We start from the raw sequence: 13,206 nt of genomic DNA on the forward strand, positions 1-13,206 counted from the left end.
GTAATAGACTAATAACTGATGACTAATGACTGATGACTGATCTTATTAGACTCGCCCGCGCAACATTTGGCTCATCTCGTTGGGGAAGGGAGATACATCTAAACAAATCTCCTCAGTAATTCGTCCTTCTTGGTAGAGATTATAAAGAGATTTGTTCATAGTCGTCATCCCTTCATAGGTATCTTTAAGCATAATTTGGTTGATGTCTTCAAACTTGTCTTTCACGATATATTCCTTAATCACATCGGTATTGATCAGAACATCGTGAAAAGCCGCCCGTTTACCATCGGTGGTTTTACATAATAATTGAGCAATAATTGCCACCAAAGATTCGGAAATAGAGACTTTAATCGAAGATTGTTCCTCGGCGGTAAACATATCTAAAATCCGAGTTATGGTTTTTACCGCACTATTAGTGTGTAAGGTTCCAGAGACTAAGTGACCTGTTTGCGCTGCTTTTAAGGCGATTTGCATTGATTCTTTATCCCGAATTTCTCCCACAAGTAAGACATCGGGGTCTTGACGCAAAGCTCCTTTAAGGGCATTAAAAAACTTCAAGGTATGACGTCCGACTTCTCGGTGTTTAATCAGGGATTTTTTACTTTCGTGAACAAATTCTACCGGGTCTTCAATAGTAATAATATTATAGGCATAGTTCCGGTTCATGTAGTCAATCATTGCCGCTAGGGTAGTAGACTTACCCGAACCCGTCGGCCCAGTAACTAAAATTAATCCTTTGTGGTAGTTACAGATTTTTTTAAATACCTCTGGTAACTTCAACTGTTCCAAAGTCAAAATCGACGAACCAATTAACCGCAGCACCAATGAAGGGCCATTGAGAGCGTCAAAAATGCTAATCCGAATTCGGACAAAACCTAAATCCGCCGCGCCGTCAAAGTCTAAGTTTTCTTGAAATTGCTGAATTTCCTCATCGCTTAATATCTCCATCAACCAACTCATAAAGGTATTCAAGTCGGTGTTCGGCCAATCTAAAGGTACAATATCCCCCCGTTTACGCAAACGCGGTGGCTCATTCACCCCTAAGTGAACGTCCGAAGCTCCCTCCTCATTAGCTAGTTTGACAATATCCACTAATGTAGGATTTCCGGGGCTAGGGCCCTTGTTTCTGGGTGCGACCATCACCCTGGTTGTCGCCACCGTAGCCTGAGCAGGTGCAGAAAGAGCCGTAGCAACGGTCGCGCCTGGAGGTGGAGGTGCTTTGGGTGCGGGTGGACGAGGTGGAACGCCTGGTACTGGCGGACGAGGAACAGGTGGACGCTCTGATTGTGTCATATCCCGTGACCTTGAATAGAAACAATTAATTCTAGCTGAAATATTAAAATCCCATATTCCTAGTTTACCCCCCAATCCTCTATTGCAGCAAAGAATATTCACAAAAGTTTGATCGTGACAGTGTTTCGGCTCTATTCTTGTTGGTTTTTTCCTTAATAATGATAAACTTCAACCAGAATCAATGGTTGTTTATCAATAGTTTAATTGAGTTAATAATTATGAATTCAGTGGATTTAGCTTTTACTTCTGCCTTAGAACAAGCCCAATTAATTCGCACCAAAGTTATCTCGCCTTTAGAGTTAGTTAATTTTTATTTAGATCGAATTCAACGGTTAAATCCTCTGTTGGGTTGTTATTTTACCGTGATGGCGGATAGGGCTTTAATATTGGCTAAAACCCAAACGGAACAATTATTCCAGATTTCAGATATTAACAATTTACCGCCTTTTTTTGGAGTGCCAATTTCGATTAAAGATTTAAACCCCGTTGCTGGAATTGCTTGTACTCACGGTTCCCGGGCTTTAGTTGATAGAATTGCCACCTATGATGATGGAGTGGTGAGCCGAATTCGTCAAGCCGGATTTAATATTTTAGGGAAAACAGCGACCTCAGAAATCGGTTCCCTACCCTATACCGAACCCGATGGCTTTCCTCCTGCGCGTAACCCTTGGAATTTAGACTACACCCCCGGAGGTTCCAGTGGAGGGGCTGCGGCGGCTGTTGCAGCTGGGTTGTCCCCTGTCGCCCATGGGTCGGATGGTGGGGGGTCGGTGCGAGGCCCCGCTTTTTGTTGTGGTTTGGTGGGGATTAAACCGACTCGGGGGCGAGTTTCCCATGCTCCGGTGGGGGACTTCCAAAGTGGGATTTCTACCGATGGCCCCCTAGCCCGTACCGTGGCCGATGCCGCGGCTTTACTTGATATTATGTCGGGATATATTTTGGGTGATCCCTATTGGATAAGCGATCCGAATCCTTCGTTTTTAGCAGCAACCCAACAACCTCCAAAGTCTTTAAAAATTGCGATCGCAACTTCTATTTTACCCGGCAGTTTACTCTCCCCGGAATGTGAACAAGCCTTGACAAATACCGTGAATCTCCTTGAACAATTGGGTCATCAAATCGAACCGATTAACCTCGATTTTAGTGATATTCTGGAACCGTTTATTGCGGTTTGGAAATCGGGAGTAGCCGCGGCCGGAATTCCCCAGGAGTATTTAGGCTCAGTGAATCAATGGTTAATGTCAAGCGAAATTACCGCCGGACAATATTTGCAAGCGGTATCTAAAATGCAGGTCGGCGGTCGTCAAATTGTGGCAACCTTAAGCCCCTTTGATGTGGTGGTTTTACCCACCTATACGCACCCAGCAATTCGGGTGGGAGAATATGCCCAACTTTCGCCTTCTGAAACCTTACAACGGATTACGGAATGGATTTCTCCCTGTCCCGGGTTTAATGTTAGTGGCCAACCGGCGATCGCAATTCCCACCGGATTTACCCCAGAAGGTTTACCCCTGGGGGTGCAGTTAGTGGGAAAACCTGCCTCGGAAGCCACTTTAATCGCTTTAGCTGCCCAACTTGAAGCGGCACAACCTTTTTCCCACCACCGCCCCCCGATGGCGATCGGATAATTCGATGCTAAACTTTTGGGATTGTTTAACCTAGATTATTATGGTTCAAATTCCACTTTCTGCTTCTGCACAGCGCGTCAAACGCCAGTGGAAAAAATTGTTGTTTCCCCTGAGTCTTTTCGCAACTACTATTTTAAGTGGTTTTCCTGTGTTTACCCTTCCCCTTCGGGCGGCGGAATCCGTTGTGATTAGACAGGGATTTATTTATGCGACGGTTTCGGTCAAAGACTTAAAAGAATTTGCGGAAACGGGGAAAGTTCCCGTGGGGTTATTAGGTTATTTTAGCTTTTTAAAGCCCGAACAAAAGCAACAGGCTTTAGGAGCTTTAAATATTAAAATTAAAATCAAGGATGAAACCGTTGAAGAAATTGTTAATAGTCAAGTGGGAACTAGATTATTAACTGATATTGATACGATTATTTCTGCGGACAAATCCCAAGGAGGAGTCGCCATTAAAACAGCGATTATATCTTCAGCTAAATCTGAACAAGGGTTATCAGTTATTAATTTTTTAGAAAACTATCCTTTACCGACCATTGAGATTGATCTTCCTCGCTCCTTTGCGGTTTTAACACGATTAAATCAAGGATTTTGGCAAACTCAAAGGTTACTTTTAGAAGTCTTACCTAAACTACCCAGTGACATACCTCAAGCTCCAAAAATTCCCCTTGATCCGAGTCAACCCGGGCCAGGAAAAGTGGAAATTACTCGCATAGAATTATTCGATAAACAACGCGATCGCAATATTCCCGTTTATATTTATTCCTCCTCAACCGCTACACCCGATAAACCTTTAATTCTTTATTCTCACGGTCGGGGTTCAGATTATCAAGAATTACGCTATTTAATGGAACATTTAGCCTCCCATGGCTATACTGTTATTGTTCCTGAACATCCTGGGAGTAATGCGACTTTTGTAAATAAAAATTTGTTTTTATCTCCTACAGAAGTTATCGAACGTCCCCAAGATTTGATTTTTACCTTAAATGAATTAGAAAAATTAAATCTTAGTGATCCCAGATTTAAAGGTAAATTTAATACTAATAATACTTTAGTATTTGGATATTCTTTTGGAGGAGCAACGGCTTTAGCTTTAGCTGGGGGAGAGTTCCAAATTGATCAATTAAGGAAAAATTGTGATCAGAGTTTTATCACCTTTAGTTTAGGAAAAGCCACCCAATGTTTAGCCGCAGAACTCCCGAATGATCGCTATCGGTTTAGTGATCCGCGAATTAAACGGGCGATAGCCTTTGCCCCCACTGCTTCGGTTATATTTGGAAAAACAGGATTAAATCAAGTTCAAGTTCCCACTGTAATTTTAACACAATCATCCGATAAAGTTACTCCTGCTTTACCCGAACAAATTGCTATTTTTCCCCAAATTCCCACGGAAAAATTATTATTAGGGGTGGTCGGTGCAACCCATTTAAGCGTTAGAGATCCTGGAACTATTGGGGATCAAAGCTGGATTCCTGTAACTCCCATTTCCGGCGGTGAAGTCATCGGAGATGCCTCAAAAGATGTTAAGAATTACGCTAAAACTATTGTTTTAGCAACCGCAGCCCAACTAACTCCCGAAGCCGAAAAATATCAGGTATTCCTGACTCCAGAATATTATCGATATATCTCAACTCCTGCTTTTCCCGTGCGTTTAATTAAGGATATTCCCCCGGAAACTCAAGTTTTCATTGAGGAACTATTAAAAACTCAGTATTAACGGGTATAATTGTAATTAAGTTGAAAAACTCCGTTGTTGCGCTTGAGCGCACTCTTATTAGGGTGTTATGGCCTTAGCAGCAACAATTAAGGGATTTCTTGATATTGATTGATTTAGATGTACAAACCTTTCAAGTCTGATTACAATAAAATCCCATAATATCTCTATCTTAAAAATCGCTTATGACTCCTAAAAAAATTCTGGGCTGGGGCGCCGTTGCCTTAATTGTTCTGTTTATTTCCTCTGGTGATACGTTCAAATTTTTACCCAAACCCGCCAGAGAAGCGAGTAAAACCAGTCGTCAATTTGTTGTGGGTTTATGGCCGAAATGGTTAAAGCCTAAAGATACTAACGAAGAACGAGAGAAGGAAATTCAAAAACTTGATCAGCCAGGTCAGGGGACAAAATAGCCATGGCGTAGAGACGTGCCATGGCACGTCTCTACACAGCACTAATCCTTCTTCATCCAACTAAACATAGCGCGTAAGTCTTTACCCACTTCTTCGATGGGATGTTCGGCTTCTTGACGACGCATGGCGATGAAACCGGGTTTTCCAGCTTGATTTTCTAAGACAAAATCTCTAGCAAATTGACCGGACTGAATTTCGCTGAGAATTTTCCGCATTTCGGCGCGGGTTTCGTCGGTAACAATCCGAGGGCCGCGGGTATAATCTCCATATTCAGCCGTATTAGAAATACTATCGCGCATTTTGGCTAAACCGCCTTCCACGACTAAATCTACGATTAATTTAACTTCGTGTAAACATTCAAAATAAGCCAATTCCGGTTGATAACCCGCTTCAACTAAGGTTTCAAATCCAGCTTTAATTAAAGCACTCAAACCGCCACATAAAACCGCCTGTTCACCAAATAGGTCGGTTTCGGTTTCTTCACGGAATGTAGTTTCTAAAACGCCACCGCGTGTGCCACCAATACCTTTAGCATAGGCCATTGCCCGGTCACGGGCCTGTCCAGAGGCATCTTGATATACTGCAAATAGGGCGGGAACTCCTTGGCCCTGTTCGTAGGTGCGACGGACTAAATGCCCTGGGCCTTTGGGTGCTACCATCACCACATCGACATTAGAAGGGGGGACAACTTGACCAAAGTGAATATTAAAACCATGGGCAAATGCTAAGGTTTTGCCTTCGGTTAAATAGGGTTCAATTTCGTTTTTATAAACAGTTTTTTGTACTTCATCAGGTAGCAGAATCATAATGAAATCAGCAGCCTTCGCCGCGTCTTCCACACTATGCACGGTTAAACCTGCGTCTTTGGCTTTGATAGCTGATTTACTGCCAGGATATAGCCCGACAATTACATTCAAGCCACTATCTTTTAAATTCAGGGCATGGGCATGACCTTGGGAGCCATAACCAATAATTGCAATAGTTTTGTCCGCCAAAATATCTAAATTGGCATCGGCATCATAATACATTCGAGCCATCTGGCTTCTCCTTTGGTGCTTATTGCTTGTGTATACAAAACTTCCATCTTATCATAAAAACTGATCGCAAGCGGTAACACCATTCTGGGATCACAGTCAGGGGTTGGTGTGGGAACATCGGTCTAATCTGGCAATCCTCGTTTTAAATCTATTGCTAATTTATTAAAACTTAATTTAGAAATTCTTCCGGTCAGCACCCATTGTCTGACTATTAATCCTAACCAGATTCCTGCTAAAGAAATCACCCAAAATATTAGGATAGATTGGGATTCAAGACCACTGGTTAAATTCATTCCAAACACACAGGAAATCGCCGTTAGAGGTAAGAAAATTGAGGCTAAAGTATTAAGACGATGGGCGGCTTTAGTTGCGGATTCTGTTTCTTTAGCAACTTTGAAATCCAGGGCATTTTTTGTGTTAATATAAAGGATGCCTAAAGTGCGTTCAATTTCATAGGCCCCATCTCTGAAATCAATTAAATCTCGATCTTGAGGGATGGCTTCTCTGGCCGTTTGTAAGGTAGCGTGCAGGTTTTCTATTGCTAACTGTAGGGGGGTAATCGCTTCTAAGAGTATAAAATAATCTTCGGCAGTTTTAGCAATTTTATAGAATTGATTTAATTCTTCTTCGGCTGAATTATACTCTTTAATATGATTGGTTAATTGTTGCAGTGCCACACCGCCCTTACTACATTCCCAACGACCATCGGGTTTTCGCCAAAACAATACGGCATCTCGATCGCGATCGCCTGTTTCTGGAGCTTTGTGTAATACTAATAATAAATGATCTTCTGCTACAATTGCCCGTTGTTTACCAAAACTTTTTTGACCTAAGCGATTAGAAATTGTGACGGGAAGATTCCAAGTTAGAGGTAATTTCATAAAGAAAAGAGGTAATAGGGATCACGGATTTAAGAGGATTTCACGGATTTCACGGATTTTAATCTGCGTTAATCTGCGTAATCCGTTTAATCCGTGATGCGGATTTAAGAGGATTTCACGGATTTTAATCTGTGTTAATCTGCGTAATCCGTTTAATCCGTGATGCGGATTTAAGAGGATTTCACGGATTTTAATCTGCGTTAATCTGCGTAATCCGTTTAATCCGTGATGCGGATTTAAGAGGATTTCACGGATTTTAATCTGCGTTAATCTGCGTAATCCGTTTAATCCGTGATGCGGATTTAAGAGGATTTCACGGATTTTAATCTGCGTTAATCTGCGTAATCCGTTTAAATCCGTGATAGGTAATTTGCAAGTTATTTTTTATCTTTTTTTCCCTGAGAATTATCTGGTTTTGGTTCGGGTTCAGAAGACTTTAATGCTTCATCTAAAATGGCTCTAGCTTCTTCTGCTTTGCCCCTGGCTTCTCGATATCTAAGATTAGAAACAGCGAAATTTTTTAATACCTTAAAGCCGTCTTTTAAATCGGTGATTTCTTCCACCGTCACTGGTTGATCTGTGAACAGAATATCAATAGATTCTCGCACTTTTAGGGCTTCTTCTTTTGATTCCATCACCTTCAATTTCAAAGAAGCCAAATTACTCAGAATTTGCACCGCCTCGGAAATGGCATCTTCTTCTTCTAAGGGACTATCATCGGGTTCTTTAACTTCGATAAACTGTTGGGGACTAAAGCCTTCTTCTAATTCCGTTGGTAGTTTCCCAGTATCCATCAATTCCATCAGTTTGTCCATCGCTTTCTCCCGGGCTTGAGATGAATCTTTGCCTCGGACAGTAAGAACGATTTCGGGACTTTGAGCTAGGGTGTAGCGAACCATATTAACACAGACTGCCTACTATAACTGCTAGGATCTATTGTAACAAAGATTAGGTTAAGTTTGTCTACAAATTTTGAGTTAATATTTGCAAAAAAATCCCGCTAACCCTTAAAATATAATCAAGATCAAATAGATTGACATAATTTTTATTGAGTTTGAACTATGAAAGAACAGTTGATTAAATGGTTAAATCTAGTTTTAGTGGCAAATGTTTTTTTTGTATTATTCAGTTTTTTTTGGTTAGTCGTTGCGGTTTTAGGCAATTCTTTTAAACTCAATCTGGGTTTGGATTTATGGTATAAACTTTGGGAACCTGTATTTACTCCAGCGATTGGAATTTTAATGGGCGGGGCGATTTTGAGTTGGGTAATTAGTAAGGTTAACCAATTATTTTTTAGTCCTAAATCTGATTAATCTTACAATTCAGGTTGGGTTTATAATTCGTAAAACCTAACCTGAATAAATTTATTTATTTTTTGAGTTTTTCTCCTAATAGTTGATTCGTGAGTTTAGGGTCAGCCCGTCCTCCGGTTTTTTTCATAATTTGACCAACAAAAAATCCTTGGAGTTTGGTTTTTCCGGCGTGATATTGTTCTAATTCCTTGGGATTTTCTACCAAAACTTGATCAATAATTTCTGCTAATGCTTTAGGATCGGATAATTGAATTAATCCTTTTATTTCAACTAATGCTTTAGGAGATCCGCCTTGAGTTAACAATTCTGGTAATAAATCCTTAGCAATTTTACCGCTAATTGTTCCAGATTCAATTAAACCAATTAATTCCGCTAATCCTTCCGGTTTTAAAGCGACTTCAGTAACACTGCATTTTTCATTTTTGAGATGGGCCGTAATATCACCAATAATCCAATTTACCGCTTGTTTAATATTAGCTCCGGCGGCAATTGTGGCTTCAAAATATTCAGAAATCGGGTGATCATCCGTTAATATACGAGTATCGTAGGGGGATAATCCTAATTCTGATTCATAGCGATGACGTTTTTCTACTGGAAGTTCAGGTAATTGAGATTTCCAGGTTTTGAGTTGTTCAGCAGATACTTGAATCGGTGGAAGATCGGGTTCAGGAAAATAGCGATAATCGCTTGCTCCTTCTTTTTTTCGCATACTAATTGTCCGTTGACTTCCTTCTTCCCATAACCGGGTTTCTTGAACAATTTTTTCCCGGGTTTCAATTGCCTTAATTTGCCGTTCGATTTCATGATCAATCGCCCGTTGGATCGCACTAAAAGAGTTCATATTTTTGATTTCAACTTTAGTTCCGAACTCTTTTTGTCCCACCGGACGCACGGAAATATTCACATCACATCGTAGCGAACCTTCCTGCATATTGCCATCACTCACGCCCAAATAACGCACAATTCGACGCACTTCTTGGGCATATTCGGCGGCTTCTTGTCCCGAACGAATATCGGGTTCAGAGACAATTTCAGCTAAAGCAATTCCCGCCCGATTATAATCAACCATAGAATAGGTGGAACCGGAAAGGCGATCGCTTCCGCCATGGACTAATTTTCCGGCATCTTCTTCAATATGTAAGCGAGTAATTCCAATAGTTTTGCGAGTTGCACTGCCATCTTCATCGACAATTTCTATTTCTAAATGACCATTTATGGCAATGGGTAAATCATATTGAGAAATTTGATAATTTTTAGGCAAATCAGGATAAAAATATTGTTTGCGATCAAATTTACTGTAAGGAGCAATTGCACAATTCAGGGCTAACCCGGCTTTTACGGCATATTCTAAGACTTTTTCATTTAATACCGGGAGGACACCGGGTAATCCCATACAAATCGGATCAATATTCATATTAGGATCAGCCCCAAATTTCGTGGAAGAATTCGAGAAAATCTTGGTTTCGGTATTCAATTGACAATGGGTTTCTAACCCAATAATCGCTTCGTACTCCGTTTTAACATTTGCAGTAGCAGTCATAGACATCCATCAGAATTTTTTCAACAACTATCCTCTATTGTATCGCAATCTTAAACAAATTGTAATATTTTATCCAAACAAGACACAGTATGATGTCTATCTTAAGCTGAATTTGTATGTTTGATCATGGTAATTTCTAATTCTACCGTCTTATCACCAGACAAGTACACGAGGGTTAGCCCTCGGTTAAAGATTGACACTTTTCGAGAAAAATGTCCCGTTGCTGCGGGAGATGATGTGATTAATGGGTTAACCCAAACCCCAAAAACCTTACCACCTAAATATTTTTATGATGATCGAGGATCATTATTGTTTGAAAAAATTTGTGAGTTACCCGAATATTATGTAACCCGCACAGAAGCAAAGATTTTACAAGATTATGCCTCAGAAATTGCCAATTTAACAGGCTATTGCGAACTTGTAGAATTAGGAAGTGGGAGTTCTACAAAAACTCGAATTCTATTAGACGCTTATCAAGAATTAGGTCATCCACTTCATTATTTACCCATTGATATTAGTGGCGGAATTTTAGAAGAAAGTGCCTATAATCTGCTCAAAGATTACCCGAAGCTGAATATTCATGGAATTGTTAGCACCTATGAGACAGCTTTAAAACATCTCAATCCTTCCCCCTTACCTGCTCGAATGATTGGGTTTATTGGCAGTAGCTTGGGAAATTTGAAACCGGAAGAATGCCATGTTTTCTTTTCCCATATTGTCGAAGCTTTGCAACCTGGAGATTATTTTTTATTGGGGGTTGATTTACACAAATCTAAATCAATTTTAGAACCCGCTTATGATGATAGTCAAGGGGTAACGGCGGCATTCAACTTGAATATGTTACGACATTTAAACCATCTGTTTGAAGGGAATTTTAACTTAGAGCAATTTGAACATTTGGCATTTTACAATCAAACCGAACATCAAATTGAAATGCACTTAAAAAGTTTGCGATCGCAAACTGTTGAACTCAAAAAGCTCAATTTAGCCATTGAATTTACCCAAGGAGAAACTATTCATACGGAAATCTCTCGCAAGTTTGAACTGGAAAAAATTCAAGCGGAATTAGAGGATTTAGGCTTAGTTTCCATCAAGAATTGGACGGACGAAAATCAATGGTTTGGTTTGATTTTGTGTCAATTACAAACCGTTTAAGATAGGGTAATTTCAGGGGAGAATTGAATTTAAAAATCTCCCTTGGATAATTTTATTTGATCCAATCTTCTCCAACTCTAATAGTTAAATCCGACCCCATATCACCCGTTGCTGAGGATTTAAGCTCACCTAAACCGAGGTTTTTTTGCATCAGTTTAGCTGCCCCTAAATCTCCGCCTTGAATAATAATTTCTGTTTTTAGTTGTTGAGTTCTTTCAATCGGGGCTAAATAAACTTGATTAAACCCTTGATTATATAGAAAATCTAGCATTTTCTCCGCTGCTTTGGGATTACTAGAAGTATTTTGAATTGCAATTTTTAAATCCTTAGATAAAGTTTCATAAGCAGAAGGTTCGTAGGCACTTTTTAAGGTATATCCGGTGGAATCTAACCGAAAATATTGATACATGACCCGATCGCGTCCCCGTTCATCCACTAACCAGTAACTACTATTAGAATATTCCTCCGAACTAGAACGACCGGGTAACATTACCATTTTAAAATTTTGAGATTCCAGATTTAACCCAAAATTAACTAAGGTTAAAATTTCTTCAAAACTTAAATTAGTATCAATATATTTTTGCATAATCCGAATAATTTCAGGAACACGGGGTAAAACCGTCGGATCTTTCAGTCGAACTAAAATTGCTTCCATTAAGGCTTGTTGACGCTGTACCCGCCCTAAATCTCCATAACCATCGCCTCGAAACCGCACAAATTGATCCGCTTGTTCACCATTAATAGTTTGCCAACCGGGAGCCAAATTAATCTCTAATTTTTGAGTTTTATCCTGATAAGACATAGGTTGAGGAATATATACTTCCACTCCTCCTAAAAAATTAACTAATTCTCGAAAAGCACCACTACTCACCCGCACATAACGGTTAATTTCAACTTTATTTAAAATAGTTTGAACCACTTCCTTTGCTAATTTAGGGCCACCCCAATAGTTAGCTTCATTAATTTTTCCCGTACCATAACCTGGAATTTGGACTTGAGTATCTCGGGGAATAGATAACAAACTAACTGATTTATCTTGAGGTTGAAAATTGACAAATAAAACCGTATCACTACGACCTTTAAATAGATCGGGAGAGGAGGTAGAACTGTGGGGACTTCCATCAATTCCCAGGACTAAAATATTAACCGGACGAGACAAACTATATTTAAACCGATGTTGCCAGAGTCCATCTAAAATATTTGATTCTGGCTCAGTAAAATCAAATTTTTCAGGAGCTAATAAAGCAGTCACCGCGCCTAAAATTGCCGAGGTACTAGCTAAGAATAAAACAATAAAACTAAAAAATAATAGTTGCAGAATCTTAGGCTTTTTGCGAGAAGGGAAGGGAGAAGTCATGATGATTTAAGGATAGCTTTTATTTAAACCCAGAAACTAGAATCCTATCGTCTAACAGTTGGGTTAATTTGTCAAGACAATTGCATCATCTTTGATATTCTCCATTCCCTGTTAATCAAATCTTTAAACTTGCAATCCCGCTTCCCGTAGCCGCTCAATGGAAATCTTGGCGGATTCAGAGACTTGAGAATGACTATCTTTGGCTAAATAATTTAGCGCAGAAAGGCTTTTAGGTGTGACTAAATTCCCCAGAGCTTCTGCTAAACGTTGCCGCACTAACCAATCTTCCGCTTGAGCAAATCGCAGAATTTTATCAACCGATTCCACATCTTTAATTTCTCCGATCGCAGCAATTGCAGCTTGATGTAAAATCACTTCATCACTTTCTAATGCAGCCAATAAAACATCCCGAGCCCTAATATCTTTGAGGTTTCCGAGGGACACCGCCGCACTAAATCTAACTAGCCAATCTGTATCCTCATAAAAAGCTCTAACTAAAGGTTCAAATGCCCGAATATCTCCCAAATAACCCAAGGCACCTGCTGCATCGGCTCTCGCCCCATAATCAGGGTCATTTTCTAATATTTTTACCAACAGGAAATAGCATTCTTCTGTAGGTTTAATTCCCAGGGCAAAAATTGCCATTGATCGCACTTGTAAACTTTCATCATTGAGCACTCTTTTAATTAAAGGAACAGCATCTTCTGGAGGAACATTTCGCAAAGAAGCTAAGGCTAATAGACGATCTCGTAAATTTTTGCTATCTAGCTGATCGGCAATATTTTCTAAATTCAACGGTTGACTCATTTGTAAATCAGGTTTAACTAAATCTTTACTTATTATAGCCAGGTTAGAAAAAATTTGCAGAATTAATT

General features: G+C 39.9%; 12 protein-coding genes. 5 read left to right on the forward strand and 7 right to left on the reverse strand.

What is annotated here, in order from left to right; translation table 11 throughout:
- Positions 1-45: 45 nt before the first annotated feature.
- Positions 46-1,293, reverse strand: coding sequence for a type IV pilus twitching motility protein PilT (locus NMG86_RS19110; RefSeq protein WP_026796283.1), 1,248 nt, complete (start codon positions 1,291-1,293; stop codon positions 46-48).
- Between the two features lie 218 nt (positions 1,294-1,511).
- Here NMG86_RS19110 and NMG86_RS19115 point away from each other — a divergent pair, with 218 nt between their 5' ends.
- From NMG86_RS19115 to NMG86_RS19125, 3 genes are all read left to right on the forward strand, one after another.
- Entirely contained in the window at positions 1,512-2,921 is a 1,410-nt protein-coding gene (locus tag NMG86_RS19115) for an amidase (protein ID WP_026796284.1), read from the forward strand.
- 40 nt (positions 2,922-2,961) lie between these two features.
- Positions 2,962-4,638 carry an alpha/beta hydrolase gene (locus NMG86_RS19120; protein WP_052331123.1) on the forward strand — a complete coding sequence of 559 codons (1,677 nt, stop codon included), beginning with the start codon at positions 2,962-2,964 and terminating at the stop codon, positions 4,636-4,638.
- Positions 4,639-4,820: 182 nt separating this feature from the next.
- On the forward strand, positions 4,821-5,048 hold the full coding sequence (locus NMG86_RS19125; RefSeq protein ID WP_026785589.1) for a hypothetical protein: 228 nt from the start codon (positions 4,821-4,823) through the stop codon (positions 5,046-5,048).
- 41 nt (positions 5,049-5,089) lie between these two features.
- Here NMG86_RS19125 and ilvC read toward each other — a convergent pair whose 3' ends face one another.
- From ilvC to NMG86_RS19140, 3 genes are all read right to left on the reverse strand, one after another.
- Positions 5,090-6,085: a ketol-acid reductoisomerase gene (gene ilvC, locus NMG86_RS19130; RefSeq protein WP_026795810.1), complete on the reverse strand. Its 996-nt coding sequence runs from the start codon at positions 6,083-6,085 to the stop codon at positions 5,090-5,092.
- A 122-nt stretch (positions 6,086-6,207) separates the two neighbouring features.
- Positions 6,208-6,966: a CorA family divalent cation transporter gene (locus NMG86_RS19135; protein ID WP_043939084.1), complete on the reverse strand. Its 759-nt coding sequence runs from the start codon at positions 6,964-6,966 to the stop codon at positions 6,208-6,210.
- Positions 6,967-7,343: 377 nt separating this feature from the next.
- Positions 7,344-7,865 carry a hypothetical protein gene (locus tag NMG86_RS19140; protein ID WP_026785587.1) on the reverse strand — a complete coding sequence of 174 codons (522 nt, stop codon included), beginning with the start codon at positions 7,863-7,865 and terminating at the stop codon, positions 7,344-7,346.
- 162 nt (positions 7,866-8,027) lie between these two features.
- Between NMG86_RS19140 and NMG86_RS19145 the strand changes: the two genes are divergently transcribed.
- Entirely contained in the window at positions 8,028-8,279 is a 252-nt protein-coding gene (locus NMG86_RS19145; protein WP_026785586.1) for a DUF8620 family protein, read from the forward strand.
- A gap of 55 nt (positions 8,280-8,334) precedes the next feature.
- Here the strand turns inward: NMG86_RS19145 and gatB are convergent, their stop codons facing one another.
- Positions 8,335-9,819: an Asp-tRNA(Asn)/Glu-tRNA(Gln) amidotransferase subunit GatB gene (gene gatB / locus NMG86_RS19150; RefSeq protein WP_026796286.1), complete on the reverse strand. Its 1,485-nt coding sequence runs from the start codon at positions 9,817-9,819 to the stop codon at positions 8,335-8,337.
- A 126-nt stretch (positions 9,820-9,945) separates the two neighbouring features.
- Between gatB and egtD the strand changes: the two genes are divergently transcribed.
- Positions 9,946-10,974 carry an L-histidine N(alpha)-methyltransferase gene (egtD, locus tag NMG86_RS19155; RefSeq protein ID WP_026785584.1) on the forward strand — a complete coding sequence of 343 codons (1,029 nt, stop codon included), beginning with the start codon at positions 9,946-9,948 and terminating at the stop codon, positions 10,972-10,974.
- Between the two features lie 52 nt (positions 10,975-11,026).
- Here egtD and NMG86_RS19160 read toward each other — a convergent pair whose 3' ends face one another.
- A complete protein-coding gene (locus NMG86_RS19160; protein WP_026785583.1) occupies positions 11,027-12,331 on the reverse strand; it encodes an LCP family protein in 1,305 nt (434 codons plus the stop codon).
- A gap of 123 nt (positions 12,332-12,454) precedes the next feature.
- Positions 12,455-13,138, reverse strand: a complete 684-nt coding sequence (locus NMG86_RS19165) for a HEAT repeat domain-containing protein (RefSeq protein ID WP_026785582.1) — start codon at positions 13,136-13,138, stop codon at positions 12,455-12,457.
- Positions 13,139-13,206: the final 68 nt, after the last annotated feature.

It is taken from the genome of Planktothrix rubescens CCAP 1459/22 (genome assembly GCA_904830895.1).
Lineage (GTDB): Bacteria > Cyanobacteriota > Cyanobacteriia > Cyanobacteriales > Microcoleaceae > Planktothrix > Planktothrix agardhii.

Coding starts and splice junctions, on each gene's coding strand:
- NMG86_RS19110 (WP_026796283.1), bottom strand. CDS start 1,293: ATGACACAATCAGAGCGTCCACCTGTTCCTCGTCCGCCAGTACCAGGC.
- NMG86_RS19115 (WP_026796284.1), top strand. CDS start 1,512: ATGAATTCAGTGGATTTAGCTTTTACTTCTGCCTTAGAACAAGCCCAA.
- NMG86_RS19120 (WP_052331123.1), top strand. CDS start 2,962: ATGGTTCAAATTCCACTTTCTGCTTCTGCACAGCGCGTCAAACGCCAG.
- NMG86_RS19125 (WP_026785589.1), top strand. CDS start 4,821: ATGACTCCTAAAAAAATTCTGGGCTGGGGCGCCGTTGCCTTAATTGTT.
- ilvC (WP_026795810.1), bottom strand. CDS start 6,085: ATGGCTCGAATGTATTATGATGCCGATGCCAATTTAGATATTTTGGCG.
- NMG86_RS19135 (WP_043939084.1), bottom strand. CDS start 6,966: ATGAAATTACCTCTAACTTGGAATCTTCCCGTCACAATTTCTAATCGC.
- NMG86_RS19140 (WP_026785587.1), bottom strand. CDS start 7,865: ATGGTTCGCTACACCCTAGCTCAAAGTCCCGAAATCGTTCTTACTGTC.
- NMG86_RS19145 (WP_026785586.1), top strand. CDS start 8,028: ATGAAAGAACAGTTGATTAAATGGTTAAATCTAGTTTTAGTGGCAAAT.
- gatB (WP_026796286.1), bottom strand. CDS start 9,819: ATGACTGCTACTGCAAATGTTAAAACGGAGTACGAAGCGATTATTGGG.
- egtD (WP_026785584.1), top strand. CDS start 9,946: ATGGTAATTTCTAATTCTACCGTCTTATCACCAGACAAGTACACGAGG.
- NMG86_RS19160 (WP_026785583.1), bottom strand. CDS start 12,331: ATGACTTCTCCCTTCCCTTCTCGCAAAAAGCCTAAGATTCTGCAACTA.
- NMG86_RS19165 (WP_026785582.1), bottom strand. CDS start 13,138: ATGAGTCAACCGTTGAATTTAGAAAATATTGCCGATCAGCTAGATAGC.